Origin of the sequence: Streptomyces sp. HPF1205 (assembly GCF_020400825.1) — a bacterium.
Classification (GTDB): domain Bacteria; phylum Actinomycetota; class Actinomycetes; order Streptomycetales; family Streptomycetaceae; genus Actinacidiphila.
This window is the reverse complement of record NZ_JAINVH010000017.1, coordinates 1-17,153: the sequence shown is the minus strand read 5'-3', so window position 1 is coordinate 17,153 and position 17,153 is coordinate 1. Positions and strand designations below refer to the sequence as shown.

The 17,153-nt window shown below is 70.6% G+C and carries 11 protein-coding genes; 9 read left to right on the top strand and 2 right to left on the bottom strand.

Features of this window, described 5'->3' with window-relative positions; genetic code table 11:
* The first annotated feature begins 87 nt into the window (after positions 1–87).
* The 3 genes from pepN to K7G61_RS20280 all read left to right on the top strand — a co-directional run bounded on the left by pepN (position 88) and on the right by K7G61_RS20280 (position 5,819).
* Positions 88–2,598: an aminopeptidase N gene (gene pepN, locus K7G61_RS20290; RefSeq protein ID WP_225848324.1), complete on the top strand. Its 2,511-nt coding sequence runs from the start codon at positions 88–90 to the stop codon at positions 2,596–2,598.
* A 117-nt stretch (positions 2,599–2,715) separates the two neighbouring features.
* Positions 2,716–4,101: an aminotransferase class V-fold PLP-dependent enzyme gene (locus tag K7G61_RS20285; protein ID WP_225848323.1), complete on the top strand. Its 1,386-nt coding sequence runs from the start codon at positions 2,716–2,718 to the stop codon at positions 4,099–4,101.
* Positions 4,098–5,819, top strand: a complete 1,722-nt coding sequence (locus tag K7G61_RS20280) for a lysine N(6)-hydroxylase/L-ornithine N(5)-oxygenase family protein (RefSeq protein ID WP_225848322.1) — start codon at positions 4,098–4,100, stop codon at positions 5,817–5,819. Before K7G61_RS20285 ends, K7G61_RS20280 begins: the two co-directional genes overlap by 4 nt.
* Here K7G61_RS20280 and K7G61_RS20275 read toward each other — a convergent pair.
* Complete coding sequence (locus K7G61_RS20275; protein ID WP_225848321.1) at positions 5,788–7,605, bottom strand: bifunctional UDP-sugar hydrolase/5'-nucleotidase; 1,818 nt, start codon at positions 7,603–7,605, stop codon at positions 5,788–5,790. The two genes, K7G61_RS20280 and K7G61_RS20275, sit on opposite strands and share 32 nt — an antisense overlap.
* Positions 7,606–7,897: 292 nt before the next feature.
* Here K7G61_RS20275 and pyk point away from each other — a divergent pair, with 292 nt between their 5' ends.
* The 6 genes from pyk (at position 7,898) to K7G61_RS20245 (ending at position 15,790) form a co-directional block, all read left to right on the top strand.
* Positions 7,898–9,331 carry a pyruvate kinase gene (gene pyk / locus K7G61_RS20270; RefSeq protein WP_225848320.1) on the top strand — a complete coding sequence of 478 codons (1,434 nt, stop codon included), beginning with the start codon at positions 7,898–7,900 and terminating at the stop codon, positions 9,329–9,331.
* 564 nt (positions 9,332–9,895) lie between these two features.
* Positions 9,896–11,146, top strand: coding sequence for a branched-chain amino acid ABC transporter substrate-binding protein (locus K7G61_RS20265; RefSeq protein WP_225848319.1), 1,251 nt, complete (start codon positions 9,896–9,898; stop codon positions 11,144–11,146).
* 175 nt (positions 11,147–11,321) lie between these two features.
* The gene (locus tag K7G61_RS20260; RefSeq protein ID WP_225848318.1) at positions 11,322–12,251 is read left to right on the top strand and encodes a branched-chain amino acid ABC transporter permease; all 930 of its coding nucleotides are present in this window, start codon (positions 11,322–11,324) and stop codon (positions 12,249–12,251) included.
* Positions 12,252–12,258: 7 nt separating this feature from the next.
* A complete protein-coding gene (locus K7G61_RS20255) occupies positions 12,259–14,145 on the top strand; it encodes a branched-chain amino acid ABC transporter permease (protein ID WP_374204179.1) in 1,887 nt (628 codons plus the stop codon).
* Between the two features lie 8 nt (positions 14,146–14,153).
* Positions 14,154–15,077, top strand: a complete 924-nt coding sequence (locus tag K7G61_RS20250; protein WP_225848317.1) for an ABC transporter ATP-binding protein — start codon at positions 14,154–14,156, stop codon at positions 15,075–15,077.
* The gene (locus K7G61_RS20245) at positions 15,074–15,790 is read left to right on the top strand and encodes an ABC transporter ATP-binding protein (RefSeq protein ID WP_225848316.1); all 717 of its coding nucleotides are present in this window, start codon (positions 15,074–15,076) and stop codon (positions 15,788–15,790) included. The genes K7G61_RS20250 and K7G61_RS20245 overlap by 4 nt, the downstream gene beginning before the upstream one ends.
* Before the next feature lie 55 nt (positions 15,791–15,845).
* Here the strand turns inward: K7G61_RS20245 and K7G61_RS20240 are convergent, their stop codons facing one another.
* Positions 15,846–17,084, bottom strand: a complete 1,239-nt coding sequence (locus tag K7G61_RS20240) for an epoxide hydrolase family protein (RefSeq protein WP_225848315.1) — start codon at positions 17,082–17,084, stop codon at positions 15,846–15,848.
* Positions 17,085–17,153: the final 69 nt, after the last annotated feature.

Sequence of the window (17,153 nt, the reverse complement as noted above, 5' to 3'; positions counted from 1 at the left end):
GAGCGTACGCGCCCGCGGGCAGCCCGGTGATCCCGGAAGCCGCAATTGCGTGGGCCAAGCCCGGTGACGTGCGGCAACATGAACGCCATGCCTGCTCTCACCCGCGCAGAGGCCGAGACCCGCGCCCGCGACCTGACCGTTCAGCACTGCACGATCGACCTCGACCTGACCCGGGGCGAGGACGTCTTCGGGTCCACCGCGGTGATCCGCTTCACCGCGCTGCGCGACTGCGACACCTTCGCCGAGATCCGCCCGGCCGTCCTGCGCCGGGCCGAGCTCGACGGCGCCCCGCTCGACCCCGCGCTGCTCGACGACAACCGGCTGCCGCTTCCCGGCCTGTCCGCCGGTCCGCACGAGCTGCGGGTCGAGGCCGACATGGCCTACTCCCGCACCGGCGAGGGCATGCACCGCTTCACCGACCCCGAGGACGGCGAGACGTACCTCTACACCCAGGGCTTCATGAACGACGTGCAGCGCGTGACCGCCGCGTTCGACCAGCCCGACCTCAAGACGGTCTTCGAGGTACGGGTGAGCGCCCCCGAGGAGTGGACGGTGCTCGGCAACGCCACCGCCGAGCGCACCGGGCCCGGCCGCTGGCGGATGGCGCCGACCCCGCCGATCTCCACGTACCTGCTCGCAGTGGTCGCCGGCCCCTACCACTCGGTGCGCACCGAGCACGCCGGACTGCCGTTCGGCCTGCACGTACGGCGCTCGCTGGGGAAGTACCTCGACCGCGACGCGGACGAGCTGTTCGACATCACCCGGCGCTGCTTCGACCGCTACCACCAACTGTTCCGCGAACCGTACCCCTTCGACTCCTACGACCAGGCCTTCGTGCCCGAACTCAACCACGGCGCCATGGAGAACCCCGGGCTGGTCACCTTCCAGGACGACTTCATCCCGCGCGCCGCCGCCACCGCCACGGAACTGCAGTCCCGGGCCGTGGTCATCGCGCACGAGATGGCGCACATGTGGTTCGGCGACCTGGTGACGCTGCGCTGGTGGGACGACATCTGGCTGAACGAGTCCTTCGCCGAGTACATGGGCTTCCAGGTCCTCGCCGAGGCCACCGCCCACACCGGCACCTGGACCGACTTCGCGGTGGCCCGCAAGGCCTGGGGCACCGACGCCGACCAGCGCCCCTCCACCCACCCCGTCGCACCCGACCCGGAACAGGTGCCCGACACCGCCTCCGCGCTCAACAACTTCGACGGCATCTCCTACGCCAAGGGCGCCTCCGCCCTGCGCCAGCTCGTCGCCTGGCTCGGCACCGAGGAGTTCCTGGCCGGCGTCAACGAGCACATCGCCCGCCACCGCTTCGGCAACGCCGCCCTCGCCGACTTCATCGACTCCCTGTCCACCGCCACCGAGCGCGACGTACCCGCCTGGGCCGACGCCTGGTTGCGCACCAGCGGCACCGACACCCTCACCCCCACCGCCTCCCCGGCCCCGTCCGGCTGGCGGCTGGAGGTCACCCACGCCGGCAGCCGCCCGCACCGCGTCGCCGTGGGACTGTACGACCGGGCCGTCGCCGACCCCGGGCGGCTGGTGCTGCGCGAGCGGATCACCATGGACATCGCGGCCACCGCGGTGTCCGCCCGGCGCGACCTCGGCGGGCCCCGGCCGGACGTCGTCCTCCTCAACGACGGCGACCTGACCTTCGCCAAGATCCGCTTCGACGACCGCTCCTGGGAGACCCTCGGCGAGACCCTCGGCGGCCTGCCGGAACCGCTCGGCCGCGCCGTCGCCTGGAACGCCGCCCGCGACCTGGTGCGCGACGCCAGGATCGCGCCCCTGGACCACCTCGCCCTGACCGAACGGCACCTGCCGGGCGAGAGCGACTTCGCCGTCGTCGAGGCGGTCCTCACCTTCACCCGCACCCTGCTCGCCGACCGCTTCCTCGCCCCCGCGCGGCGCACCGAGGCGCTCACCCGGCTGAGCGCGGTCTGCCGCGACCTGCTGGCCGCCGGCCGCGACGGGACACGGCTCCCGGCCACCCGTACCCTCATCGACTCCGCCGTCGGCGAGCGGGCCGCCGCCGACCTGCGCGAATGGTACGAACGCGGCGCCATCCCCGGCGGGGCCGCCGTCGACAGCGAACTGCGCTGGCGGATGCTGGCACGGCTGACCGTGCTCGGTCACGCCGACGCCGCGGACATCGACGCGGAACTCGCCCGCGACCCCGGCGCCAAGGGCCGCCAGAGCGCCGCCCGGTGCCGCGCCGCCCTGCCCGACCCCGCCGCCAAACAGGCCGCCTTCGAAACCCTCTTCCACGACGACTCACTGTCCGCGTACCTCTTCGCCGCCACCGCGCAGGGCTTCTGGCAGCCCGAACACCACGAACTGCTCCGCCCGTACGCGCGGTCCTTCTTCCCCGCCGCCGTCGACCTTGCCGCCCGCCGCGGCACCGCCATCGCCGAGGCACTGGGACGCCACGGCTTCCCGTCCGTGATCGTCACCCCGGAGGTCCTCGCCCTGGGCCGCGAGACCCTCGCCCGCACCGACCCGGCGCCCACCCCGGCCCTGGCCCGCGCCCTGACCGACCGCTTGGACGACCTCGAACGCGCCCTGCGGGTCCGCGCGGCCCACGGCGACTGACCGTCCCCGCACGCAACCGATCCATCACGTTCCGTAACCGCTCGGCGGGTGCGTCGTTGTACACGACGGGCCCGCCGTCAGGCGTGCGCCCGCAGGGGAGATCGGGGTGAGGATCGGATGGGCATGCCCGGACTCGCGGGGGGACGCGGGGGAGCGGACGAACTGCGGCCGCTGACGGACACGGTGCTGGCGGCGCTGGCCGAGGGAGCGCGGCGGCGCGGCGGACCGGTGCCGGCCGGCGGACCGCGGGAGGTCGCCGAGAGGATCGCGCAGACGGTGCGCGACGCGCTGCCCCGGGCCGGCACCGGCGAGCACGAGGCGCTGTACACGCTGGTGCACGCCCTCGCGGAAGGCGCCGCCGACCCCGCCGACCCGCTGTGCGCGGCCCATCTGCACGGCCCGCCGCTGGCGGTGGCCGCCGCCGCGGACCTCGCGGCCTGCGCGCTGAACCCGTCACTGGACTCCTGGGACCAGGCACCGGCCGCGAGCGAACTGGAGGCCCGTGTGGCGGCGGCACTCGCCGGCCTCGTCTACCCCGACCTGCCGATGCCCGACGCCCTGGTCACCACGGGCGGCACCGAGTCCAACCAGCTCGCGCTCCTGCTGGCCAGGGAGCGGGCGGCCGGCGGCCCCCGGGTTCAGGTCGTGTGCGGGGCCAACGCCCACCACAGCGTGCCGCGCGCGGCCTGGCTGCTCGGGCTGCCGCGGCCGATCGTCCTGGACACCCCGGCGGGGGTGCTGGACCCGGCCGCCGTGGACGGCGCCCTCGCCGACCTGCCGGCCCGCGCCCTGGTCGTGGCCACCGCCGGCACCACGGACACCGGGGCCGTCGACCCGCTGCCCGGCATCGCCAAGGCCGCCGCCCGGTACGGCGCCGAACTGCACGTGGACGCCGCCTACGGGGGCTCGCTGCTGTTCAGCCGGCGCGAGGCCGGCCGGCTCGACGGCCTGCAGTCGGCCGTCTCCGTCACCCTCGACCTGCACAAACTCGGCTGGCAGCCGGTCGCCGCCGGACTCCTCGCCGTACCCGACCGGGCCGCCCTGCGCCCGCTGGACCACCGCGCCGACTACCTCAACGCGGCCGACGACACCGAGGCGGGCATGCCCGACCTGCTCGGCCGCTCGCTGCGCACCACCCGCCGGCCCGACATCCTCAAGATCGCCGTCACCCTGCGCGCCCTGGGCCGCGACGGCATCGGCTCCCTCGTGGACGCCGTGTGCGACCTGGCCCGGGAACTCGCCGCGAAGGTCGACCGTCACCCCGACCTCACCCTCCACAGCCCGCCGGAGATCAGCACCGTCCTGTTCCGCCCCACCCGCGCGAGCGACGAGGAGGTCGCCGCCCTGCGCCGCCGGCTGCTGTACGAGGGGCGGGCCGTCCTCGGCCGCGCCCGGGCCGGCGGCCGTCTGTGGCTCAAGGCCACCCTGCTCAACCCGCGCACCCCCGCCGACCAGCTCGACGCGCTCGTGAAGCTCACCACGGAAGGCCAGACCCCGTCATGAACGCATCACCGGTCCCCGTCCCCGACCCCTTCGAGCGCCCCACCCCGGCCCCGGCGCCCCCGCCCGAGGCCGCCCCCGCCCCCGCCCCCGCGCCCTCACCCGCTCCCTCACCGGCCGCCGGCCCGTCACCCGTCCCCGACCCCGAACCCTTGCCGGTCCCCGCCCCCGCGCCCTCACCCGCCGCCGGCCGGGCACCCGCCGGCCGCCGCGCCGGGCCCGTACCCGCCGCCCGTCCCGGGGAGGCCGCCGTACCCGTGCCGGCCGCGCGGCCCGCGCCCGGGACGGGTACGGCCGCGCAGGACCCGCTCGACCTGCTGGGCGTCGGCCTGGGACCGTTCAACCTCTCGCTGGCCGCCCTCGCCGACGGGATCGCGGGCCTGTCCGCCGCCTTCTACGACCAGGGGCAGGAGTTCCGCTGGCACCCGGGCCTGCTGATCGACGGCGCCACCCTCCAAGTGCCGTTCCTGGCCGACCTGGTGACGCTCGCCGACCCGGCCAGCCGCTGGTCGTTCCTGAGCTGGCTCAGGTCCCGGGAGCGGCTGTTCCCCTTCTACTTCGCCGAGCGCTTCCACGTGCACCGCGCCGAGTACGACGCCTACTGCCGGTGGGTGGCCGACACCCTGCCCAGCACGTACTTCGGGCGGCAGGTGGACGCGGTGCGGTGGAACCCGGCGCGCGGCCACTTCGCGGTGGACCACACCCGGCTCGACGCGCACGGCGAGGCCGAGTCGCTGGGCCGCACCTACGCCCGGCACCTGGTGCTCGGCATCGGCAGCGCCCCGCACGTGCCCGAGGAGCTGCGGCAGCTCGCCGGGAACCCGGCGGTGCCCGTCGTGCACTCCGCGCACTACCTGGACCAGCGCGAGCGCCTGCTGGCCGCCGACCACGTCACCGTGATCGGCTCCGGACAGTCGGGCGCGGAGGTGTTCCTGGACCTGCTGCGGTCCCGCCCGCCGGGCCGGGAGCGGATCACCTGGCTGGCCCGCACCCCCGCGTTCGCGCCCATGGAGTACAGCAGGCTCGGCCTGGAGCACTTCACCCCCGACTACACCCGCTACTTCCACGCGCTGGCCGAGCCCGTGCGCGACCGGCTGGTCCCCGGCCAGTGGCAGCTGCACAAGGGCATCGACGCCGAGACCATCACCGCCATCCACGACGAGCTGTACCGCCGCACCTTCGACGGCGGCTGGCCGGACGCGGTCCTCACCCCGGGCGTCACCGTCCGCGCCGCGGCCCGGCTGGGCACCCACGGCATCGAACTGCACCTGGAGCACGCCGACCAGGGCACCCGCTCCCGGCTCGTCACCGGCGCGGTGGTGCTCGCCACCGGCTACCGGGAGCGGCCGCTGGACCGGCTGCTCGGCCCCCTCATGCCCTACGTGAGGAAGGACGCGGCGGGCCGGCCCAGGGTCGACGCGCGCCACCGCCTCGAACTGGACGGGTCCGTCACCGGCCGGATCTACGTGCAGAGCGCCGCCCGCCACACCCACGGCGTCGGCGCCCCCGACCTGGGCCTGGCCGCCTGGCGGTCCGCGGTCGTGCTCAACGACCTGACCGGCCTGCTGACCGGCGAGGAGCACTACCCCCTGCCGGCCAGGACCGCCTTCACCACCTTCGGTCTGGGCGCCCCCCGGACCGAGGACCGCGGCGACGGCGGGGCCGCCGCTCGGGACAGGCCCGGCCCGGCTACCCGAACAGCGGCACTCCGGCGCGGGTGAGCCGCCATTGGTCGCCGCCGAACCGCGTCGGGTCGATCGTGCCGTTGGCCTGCACCCAGGCGATGATGGTGTTGCGGATCTCGTCGGAGCTGGACCACACCGATTGGGCCGTCGCCACATGCGGGTAGTTGCTGCCGCCCCCGGAGCGGTAGTTGTTCACCGCGAGCACGAACCGCGCGGCCGGGTCCAACGGCGCCCCCGCGTGCGTGAGGTTGACGATCCGGGAGCCGACGGGCTGCGAGATGTCGATGTCGTACGACACCCCGCTGAGCACGTCGTAGCTGTAGTCCGGGGTGTCGTTGGCGTTGGTGATCTTGTCGACGTCGACCGGCGCGTCCGGCGTGGTCTGCACGAAGTAGGCCGCGGACCACTCCAGGTAGTCCTTGACCTGCGCGCCGGTGAGGATCTTGGCGTCCAGGGTGTTCTCGTAGACGTACAGGCCCGCCACGTCCCGCAGCGACACCTGGCCGGCGGGGATGGACGCGGTCCGCGAGAACGGCGAGGCCTCGGACAGCACCGGCAGCGACGCGTACGCCGTGCCCGCGAGCGCCTTCGTGACGGTGTCGCTCTGCACCTGGTTGATGAAGTCGATGATGGGCGTGTCCATGTACCGGGACTGCGCCGACGACATCGCCTCGGTGCAGGTCCCGATGACCTGGTTGACGTATGCCACGACCTTCTCGTGCTCGTCCTTGACGAGCTTGGCCACGATCGGGTCCTCGGGCACGGTGTTGGCGTTGCGGACGTCGGCGGTGACGGAGACGACGTGCCAGCGGCCGCGGGAGAACTCCAGGTCGATGTCGAAGACGCTCAGCCGCTCGCCCCAGCACAGCGGCTCGGACAGCACCACCGAGGCGCCGGTCTCCTCGTTGACCACCGTGCGGGAGGCGACCTCGCGGTGGGTGTGGCCGACCAGGATCGCGTCGATGCCGGGCACCTGGGCGGCCACCAGCGAGGAGGCGTTCTCCGGGTAGGGCACCGCGTCGCCGTAGGAGGTGGCGCCGTCCAGCCCGGAGTGGTCGGTGAGGATCACCACGTCGCAGCCGAGCGCGCGCAGCTTCGGCACGTACACCTTCGCCTGCTCGACCAGCCCGGGGAAGGCCATCCTCCCCTGGACGTTCGCCTTGTCCCACACCGCGATGCCGGGGTTGGTCAGGCCCAGGACGCCCACCGTGACGTCCGGTCCGTGCGGCACGCGCAGCCGCTTGACCAGGTAGGGCGGGAAGGCGGGCTTGAGGGAGGTCGCGTCGACGGCGTTGGCGGCCAGCAGCGGGAAGTCGCACTGCTCCTGGAAGGCGCGCAGCAGCGGGATGCCGTAGTTGAACTCGTGGTTGCCCAGCGCGGCCGCGTCGTAGCGCATGTGGTTCATCGCCAGCGCCATCGGGTGGCGGGGGCCGCTGTGCCGGCCGGTGATGGGCTCGACCCGCGCGTAGTAGTACGACAGCTGGGTGCCCTGGATGATGTCGCCGGCGTCGATCAGCAGGGTCCGGTCGTGGCCCTTCTCCGCGCGGGCCTGCTCGACCAGGGTGGCGATCTTGGCCAGGCCGACGTCGTTGTGGGCCTTGTCGTCGTACTCGGCGTTGGTGAAGTAGTCCCAGTTCAGGGCGTGTCCGTGCAGGTCGGTGGTGCCCAGCACGCGCAGGGAGTACGTCCTGGGAGGCCGGCCTTCGGGCAGCTCGGCCGCGTGCGCGGGCGACGCCGCCACTCCCGCCGCCGTCCCGGCCAGCGCCACGCCGGCGCCCGCCTGGGCCGAGCGGTTGATGAAGTCCCTGCGGTTGAGCGGCATCTGATCTCCTGATGGGCGAGAGTGACAACAACGCGCGTAGATTCTGACCCAGGCGGGGTGCCGTGCGACAGTCCTCGCGCGTTGCCGGCAGGTTGCCCCGCGGTGACCCGGGGGTGGGGCAAGGGTGTCCCGTGGGACGTAAGTCACGCTCACCGCCACTGACGGTGACATCGCCGCTCATAAGAGCGCTCATCTGATCATTCGATACTTGTCAACAGGCGTTAATACAGACGTCTTTGGACTGTTGCTGTCGCCGAGCTCCCTACCAACGAGTAAGTCATACGCTCGATACATGCGCCGAGCCAAAATTGTCTGCACCCTGGGCCCAGCCACCGACTCCTACGACCAGATCAAGGCGCTGGTCGAAGCGGGAATGGACGTGGCACGCCTGAACCTGAGCCATGGTACGTACGCAGAGCACGAGGACCGCTACCGAAGGGTCCGCAAGGCCTCCGACGAAACCGGCCGCAGCGTGGGCATCCTGGTCGACCTTCAGGGCCCGAAGATCAGGCTCGGCCGTTTCGCCGAAGGCCCGGTACTCCTTGAACGCGGTGACGAGTTCACCATCACCGTCGATGACATCGAGGGCGACCAGCAGATCTGCGGCACCACGTACAAGGGACTGGCCGCCGACGTCGCCCGCGGCGAGCGGATCCTGGTCGACGACGGCCGAGTGACCCTCGAAGTCACCGACGTCGAGGGACCGCGCGTGCACACCATGGTCATCGAGGGCGGCATGGTCTCCGACCACAAGGGCCTCAACCTCCCCGGTGTCGCCGTCTCCGTTCCCGCCCTGTCCGAGAAGGACATCCGCGACCTGCGGTGGGGCCTGCGTATCGGGGCCGACGTCATCGCCCTGTCCTTCGTCCGCACCGGACGCGACGTCGAGGACGTGCTGCGGGTCATGGAGGAGGAGGGCCGCCGCGTCCCCGTCATCGCCAAGATCGAGAAGCCGCAGGCCGTCGACAACCTCGCCGGGATCGTGGACGCCTTCGACGGCATCATGGTCGCCCGCGGCGACCTGGGCGTCGAGATGCCGCTGGAAGCCGTCCCCATCGTCCAGAAACGCGCCGTCAAGCTCGCCAGGCGCAACGCCAAGCCGGTCATCGTCGCCACGCAGATGCTCGACTCGATGGTCGACAACTCCCGCCCCACCCGCGCCGAGGCCAGCGACGTGGCCAACGCGGTCATGGACGGCACCGACGCGGTCATGCTCTCCGGCGAGACCAGCGTCGGCAAGTACCCCATCGAGACCGTCAAGGTCATGTCCCGGATCGTCGCCGCCGCCGAGGAGGACATCCTCAAGGCGGGCCTGCCGCCGCTGACCGAGCGGAACAAGCCGCGTACCCAGGGCGGCGCCGTCGCCCGCGCGGCAGCCGAGATCGGCGACTTCCTCGGCGCCCGCTTCCTGGTCGCCTTCACCCAGTCCGGCGACACCGTCCGCAGGCTGTCCCGCTACCGCTCCCCGATCCCGGTGCTCGCCTTCACCCCCGAGCCGGCCACCCGCTCCCAGCTCAGCCTGACCTGGGGCGTGGAGAGCTTCCTCGGCCCGATGGTGCAGACCACCGACGAGATGGTCCAGCAGGTGGACGAGGAACTGCTGCGGATCGGCCGCTGCAAGAAGGGCGACGTGGTGATCATCACCGCCGGCTCCCCGCCCGGCATGCCCGGCACCACCAACATGGTCCGCGTCCACCACATCGGCGAGGACGACTCCCCGAGGTAAAGGGGGCGACCGGCCGACGTAATGCGTCTTGGCAATTTTGGTCCTGACCCCCGTCCGGGGATGTCCCGGCCGGGGGTCCCGTTTTCCCCGCGGTCGCCGACAACCACTGCCGACAACCGCTGCCCGCGGTCGCGCCGAAGCGACCGCGAAGCCCGTCCGGAAATGCGGTTCAATTAACGCTGCGTAACCCGATCGCAATAAGCATTCCCACCGCCGCACGGTCCGCCGCCCGGCCCCGCGCCACCCGGCAAATCGCGGCCCGGCAACTGCTCCACCGCCCGTCCGGCAGCACGCACCCGCCCCGGCACCCCTCCCGGAAGTGCGGGTTCTCATCATACGGACGGTGGCGCAAAGCGCCCAAAAGCCGCCGGCAACCTCAGTAGAACCTCAAGAGTTTCCTGACGGGATAACAAGAACATCACACTCTTCTTCACCCCTCTGCCTTACCCGCGCACTCGCGCCTAGAGTCACGGCCAGTCACCGCGTCACCGGATTTGCAGTTCGGGTTCCAACGGGTGACTCGGCCGCTCAGCAGAGTCGGTCGTCCGGCGGAAAGGACTGATCGTGCGAACCCGTTCCTTGCTGATTCTGACCTCCGTGCTCACCACAGGAGCCCTGACCCTCACCGCTTGCGGCTCGCGCAGCAACGACAGCAAGGGGAGCGACAGCAGCAGCAGTGGTGGCGGCGGTTCCAACACCACCGTCGTGATCGGCGTCGACGCCCCTCTCACCGGCCAGAACTCCGCCACCGGCCTGGGCATCCAGTACGGCGTGAAGATCGCCGTGGACGACGCCAACGCCAAGCACCTGGTCCCCGGTGTCACCTTCGCGACCAAGGCGCTGGACGACAAGGCGCAGCCCGCCACCGGCCAGCAGAACGCCACCGCGCTGGTGCAGGAGAGCGACGTCATCGCCGCCGTCGGCCCGCTGAACTCCGGCGTCGCCCAGTCGATGCAGCAGGTCTTCAACTCCGCCAACATGGTCGAGATCTCCCCGTCCAACACCAACCCGGCCCTCACCCAGGGCAAGGACTGGGCCAGCGGCACGAAGACCCGCCCGTTCAAGACCTACTTCCGCACCGCCACCACCGACGCCAACCAGGGCAACTTCGCGGCCGACTACGCCTACAACAGCCTCAAGAAGAAGAACGCCTTCGTCGTCGACGACAAGCAGACCTACGGCGCCGGCCTCGCGGGCATCTTCAAGGGCAAGTTCGCCTCGCTGGGCGGCAAGATCGCCGGTACCGACCACGTCAACACCGGCGACACCGACTACTCGACGCTCGTCACCAAGATCAAGAACTCCCACGCCGACATGGTCTACTACGGCGGCCAGTACGACGAGTCCGAGCTCATCACCAAGCAGCTCAAGGCGGCCGGCGTGCACATCCCGCTCATGGGCGGCGACGGCATGTACTCCGACACCTACATCAAGACCGCCGGCCAGGCGGCCGAAGGCGACCTGGCCACCTCCGTCGGCGTCCCCGTCGACACCCTGCCCGCCGCCAAGGACTTCATCAACACCTACAAGTCCAAGGGCTACCCCGGCGACTACGGCACCTACGGCGGCTACTCCTACGACGCCGCCACCGCCATCATCAACGGCGTCAAGGCGATCATGGATGCCAACGGCGGCAAGCTGCCCACCGACGCCCGCGCCAAGCTCGTCGACGCCGTCCAGAAGGCCGACTTCGACGGCATCGCCGGCCACGTCTCCTTCGACCAGTACGGCGACACCACCAACAAGCAGCTCACCGTCTACCAGGTCAAGAACGGCAAGTGGACCGCGGTGAAGACCGGCACCTACAACGGCTGACCCCCCGGCACACCAGGGCCGCGCGACCGGTCGACCCGGCCGCGCGGCCCACCGCTCAGCCGCCACCCGGCGACCCGCCACCCGGCACCGGGCAACCCACCACCCGCCACCCAACGCCCGGTACCCGCCCACCGTCCCCTGCTCCCCCTGCTCCCAGCGACATGGAGGCCATGCGGTGCACACCCTGCCGCAACAGCTGGCCAACGGGCTGTTCCTCGGCTCGATGTACGGGCTCATCGCCATCGGCTACACGATGGTGTACGGCATCGTCCAGCTCATCAACTTCGCCCACGGCGAGATCTACATGACCGGCGCCTTCGGCGCTCTCGCGGTCTACACGAATCTCCCCAGCGGCATGTCCATCTGGCTCGCGCTGCCGCTGATGCTGCTCGGCGGCGCCCTGGTGTCCGTGCTGATCGCCGTCGGCGCCGAACGGCTCGCCTACCGGCCCCTGCGCAACGCGCCACGGCTGGCACCGCTCATCACCGCCATCGGCCTCTCCCTCGCACTCCAGCAGGCGGTCTTCCTCTGGTACCCGAACGCCACCAGCGGAAAGCGATTCCCGCAACTGCCCGGCGGCCCCTTCCACATCGGATCCATCGACATCCAAAGCGGCGACATCTTCCTGCTCGCCGCCGCCGTCGTATGCATGCTCGGCCTCGCCGCGTTCGTCCGCACCAGCCGCACCGGCCGCGCCATGCAGGCCACCGCCCAGGACCCCGACACCGCACAGCTCATGGGCATCGACACCAACCGCATCATCATCATCGCCTTCGCCATCGGCGGCCTCTTCGCCGCCGTCGCCGGCCTCGCCTCCGGCCTCAAGTACGGCCAGATCAAATACGACATCGGCTTCCAGGCCGGCCTCAAGGCATTCACCGCCGCCGTCCTCGGCGGCATCGGCAACATCTACGGCGCCATGCTCGGCGGCCTCGTCCTCGGCATCGCCGAGACCTGCGCCTCCGCGTACATCTCCAACATCCCCGGCATGCAGCAGCTCGGCGGACAGGGCTGGGCCAACGTATGGGCGTTCGTGCTCCTCATCCTGGTCCTGCTGGTCCGGCCCCAGGGCCTGCTCGGCGAACGCGTCGCGGACAGGGCGTGATCACGACATGACCGACCTCCCCATCACCGCCGTGGCCGAGACCACCACCTCCGCCACCGACCCCGGCCGCACCACCGCGCCCTACGTGCCGATGCCGCCCACCGCCGCCAGGGCCGTGACCCTCATCGGCGCCGTGGCCACCATCGCCTCCACCTTCATGTCGTGGACGTACACCGAGGCCTTCCCCGGCAACCTGACCATCGACGGCTACCCCGGTGGCCTCCAGGTCCTCACCCTCATCGGCGCCATCCTCACCGGCGTCGTCGCCCTCGGCGCCTTCGGCGTCCAAGGCCTGCGCTGGCTCAACCCCAGCCGCTCCAACAACTCCGTACTCCTGCTCGCCCTCGCCACCCTCGGCACCACCTGGTACACCGTCATCGACATCGCCGCCAAACTCGGCGGCCTCGCCAACCTCAACCCCGGCGGCTTCGTCGCCTTCGTCGGCGCGCTCGTCCTCTTCACCGGCACCCTCGCCCTGCCCATCGACCGGCACCCCGCCGACCCCGACGGCACCGAATACCCCGAACTCGGCCGGTTCGCCGACAACGCGACCGCCGTCCGCGGCCTGCGCCGGCTGCGCGCACTGCGCCTGCACCACAGCGAACTGAAGGTCGCCGACCCGCGCAAGCTCAACCCCTGGCTGCAGCGGCTCGTCATCGCCGCCGTCTACGCGATCGGCCTGAAGATCCTCACCTTCGGCCTCGCCACCGACTACAGCGACATCTTCCTCGGCTACCTCATCCTCGTCGCCATCGGCGTCTGGGGCCTGAACGCCGGCGGACTCGTCAAACAGTTCCAGCAGCTCACCCAGCACAACAAGCGCTTCGCCGCCACCGTCGCCGTCATCGCCGCCGCTGCCTACCCCTTCGCCCAGAACAACGAACACTGGGCCAACCTCGGCGTCAGCGTCCTCATCGTCGGCACCGTCGCCCTCGGCCTCAACATCGTCGTCGGCCTCACCGGCCTGCTCGACCTCGGCTACGTCGCCTTCCTCGGCGTCGGCGCCTACACCGCGGCCCTCGTCTCCGGCTCCCAGTTCTCCATCTGGTCCGGCGTCCAGTTCCCCTTCTGGGCCGCCGCCATCACCGGCATGGCCGCCGCCTGCGTCTTCGGCGTCCTCATCGGCGCCCCCACCCTGCGCCTGCGCGGCGACTACCTCGCCATCGTCACCCTCGGCTTCGGAGAGATCTTCCGCATCGTCGTCAACAACCTCGACGGCGTCAGCGGACCCAAGATCACCAACGGCCCCGACGGCATCGCGCAGATCCCCGATCTGTCGATCTTCGGCTACAACCTCGGCAACACCCACTCCTTCGGGTCCTTCACCCTGGGCAGGTTCGCCAACTACTACCTGCTCATGCTCGTCTTCACCGTCATCGTCGTCCTCGTCTTCACCCGCGCCGCCGACAGCCGCATCGGCCGCGCCTGGGTGGCCATCCGCGAGGACGAGACCGCCGCGACCGCCATGGGCATCAACGGCTTCCGCGTCAAACTCATCGCCTTCGCCCTCGGCGCCTCCCTCGCGGGCCTCGCCGGAACGGTCTTCGCACACGTCACCAACAGCGTCGTCCCCAACCCCTACGTGTTCTCCGGACCCGTCCCGCCCAACTCCGCCTTCCTCCTGGCCGCCGTCGTCCTCGGCGGCATGGGCACCGTCAGCGGCCCCGTCCTCGGCGCCGCCCTGCTGTACGTCATCCCGGAGAAACTCGACTTCCTCTCCCGCTACGAACTGTTCGCGTTCGGCCTCGCCCTCATCCTGATCATGCGCTTCCGGCCCGAAGGCATCATCCCCAACCGGCGCCGCCAGCTCGAATTCCACGAGGACGACATCCCCGCACCCGACACACCCCCCACGGGCGACGACACCGCCCCGACCGCAGCGGCAGGGGCGTGAAAGACACCATGACCACCACCACCGCAACCGTCCCCCACCAGCCCACCCCCGACGGCACCCCACTGCTCCAGGCCAGCGGCGTCATCATGCGCTTCGGCGGCCTCACCGCCGTCCGTGACGTCTCCCTCACCGTCGGCAGCGGCCAGATCGTCGGCCTCATCGGCCCCAACGGCGCCGGCAAGACCACCTTCTTCAACTGCCTCACCGGCCTGTACGTCCCCACCGAGGGCACCGTCACCTACCGCGGCACCGTCCTGCCCCCCAAGCCCCACCTCGTCACCCAGGCCGGCATCGCCCGCACCTTCCAGAACATCCGGCTCTTCGCCAACATGACGGTCCTGGAGAACGTCCTCGTCGGCCGCCACACCCGCACCCGCGAAGGACTCCTGTCCGCACTCGTCCGCGGCCCCGGCTACCACAAGGCCGAAGCCCGCTCCCGAGCCCGCGCCATGGAACTCCTCGAATTCACCGGCCTCGCCGGCAAGGCCGAACACCTCGCCCGCAACCTCCCGTACGGCGAACAACGCAAACTCGAAATCGCCCGCGCCCTGGCCAGCGAACCCGGACTCCTCCTCCTCGACGAGCCCACCGCCGGCATGAACCCCCAGGAGACCCGGGCCACCGAGGAACTCGTCTTCGCCATCCGCGACCAAGGCATCGCCGTCCTCGTCATCGAGCACGACATGCGGTTCATCTTCAACCTCTGCGACCGCGTCGCCGTCCTCGTCCAGGGCGAGAAACTCATCGAAGGCACCTCCGAGGTCGTCCAGAGCGACGAACGCGTCATCGCCGCCTACCTCGGCGAACCCTTCGAAGGCGCACCACAGGACGACGACCGGACCGAAGCCGCGACCGCCGAAGCCGAAGCCGGAACCGAACCTGGGACCACCGGCGGGACGCCGCACACCAGTGAGCAGGAGAACGACCGATGACCGCACTGCTCGAAGTGGAGGACCTCCGCGTCGCCTACGGCAAGATCGAAGCCGTCAAGGGCATCAGCTTCTCCGTCCAGGCAGGCGAAGTCGTCACCCTCATCGGCACCAACGGCGCCGGCAAGACCACCACCCTGCGCACCCTCAGCGGCCTCCTCAAGCCCCTCGGCGGCCGCATCGTCTTCGACGGCCGGCCCCTCACCCGCCTCCCCGCCCACAAAATCGTCGCCCTCGGCCTCGCCCACTCCCCGGAAGGCCGGCACATCTTCCCCCGCCTCAGCATCGAGGAGAACCTCCTCCTCGGCGCCTACCTGCGCAAGGACTCCGCGGGCATCACCAAGGACGTCCAGCGCGCCTACGACCTGTTCCCCATCCTCGGCGAGCGCCGCAAACAAGCCGCCGGCACCCTCTCGGGCGGCGAACAGCAAATGCTCGCCATGGGCCGCGCCCTCATGTCCCAGCCCAAACTCCTGATGCTCGACGAACCCTCCATGGGCCTGTCACCGATCATGATGCAGAAGATCATGGCCACCATCGTCGAACTCAAATCCCAGGGCACCACCATCCTCCTCGTCGAACAGAACGCCCAAGCCGCCCTCTCCCTCGCCGACCAGGCCCACGTCATGGAAGTCGGCACCATCAAACTCTCCGGTACCGGCCGCGACCTCCTCCACGACGAAGGCGTCCGCAAGACCTACCTCGGCGAGGACTGACCACCCAAAGGAAAGGGGCCCGCTCAACCGAGCGGGCCCCTTCCGCACCCCGATCTCAGCCGAGGATCCTGCGGAAGGTCTCGCGAAGGTCGGTGCTGAAGGCTTCCGGGTTCTCGTAGTGGACGAAGTGACCACCTCGCAGGTGTGCGTTGACGTTCACCACGTTGAAGGAGCCGCGAGTGGGACCGTTCTCGAAGGCGGCGATACGGTCCTCGACGGTGTTGATGGCCGGCGGGTAGGCGTCGCCGAGAAGGAAGGTGAAGCCCGCAGGGGGCTCGACGACCGGCCGGCGGTCGTGCGAAGGGACCCACGGGTAGCGGACGGCGTTGCGGTACATCCGGATGGAACTCCCGATGGACTGCGTGACCCAGAAGACGGTGGCCTGGGTGAGGACGAAGTCGCGGGGGAAGTTCTCCTCGAAGTCGCCCCGCTTGTCGCTCCACTTCTTCCAGCGGCGCAGGAGCCAGGCGAGCATGCCGATGGGGGAGTCGTTGAGGCCGTGGGTGAGGGTGGACCCGTCGAGCATGTGGACGGCGACGTGGGAGACGTAGGTGCTGACCAGATTCTCCAGGCCGGCGCGGAGCTCGGGCGACGCGTCTTCCGGGATCTTGGCGCCGTCGGTGAGGTCCCAGAAGCGTTCGTTGGCGAACTGGCCGGGAGGCATGTCGTGGCCGTAATGGAGGCCGATGATGTGGTCGCCGTACTTGTGGCCGAGCTGGCTGGTGACCAGGGCCCCGTAGTCGGAGCCGGCAACGGCGTACTTCTCGTAACCGAGGACGCCGGTCATCAGCTCGTGAAGGATGTCGGCGATCTTCCAGTAGTTCAGGTCGCCCCTGCCGACCGGTGTGGAAAAGCCGAAGCCAGGAAGGTCGGGGATGACGACGTCGAACGAGAGGGAGGGGTCGGCGCCGTAGGCAGCCGGATCGGTCAGCGGACCGATGAGCCCGTAGCTGAACTCGCCGGGCCAGGGCCAGCCGTGGTTGACGATCAGCGGAACGGGGTTCGGGCCCTTGCCGCGCACGTAGACGAAGTGGACGGGGTTTCCGTCGATGTCGACGCGGTGCCGGCTGAAGGAATTGAGCCGCTCTTCCTGGGCCCGCCAGTCGAAGCCGTCGGCCCAGTATTCGACGAGAGGCCGGAGGTAGGCGGTGCTGATGCCGTAATACTCCTCCTCGTTGCCGAGGTCGTCGAAGAAGCGGGTTTTGACCAGGCGCTCCTTCAGATCGTCCAGGGCGTCCTGGGGCACATCGATCTTGTACGGTGCCGGCTCGGGACGGCTGCTGTCGTTGCTCACGGCGTTGCTGCTTTCGTGTGGAAGGACGAACGGGGAAGCCAGGGTGTGTCGCGGGACACCGTGGCGGCG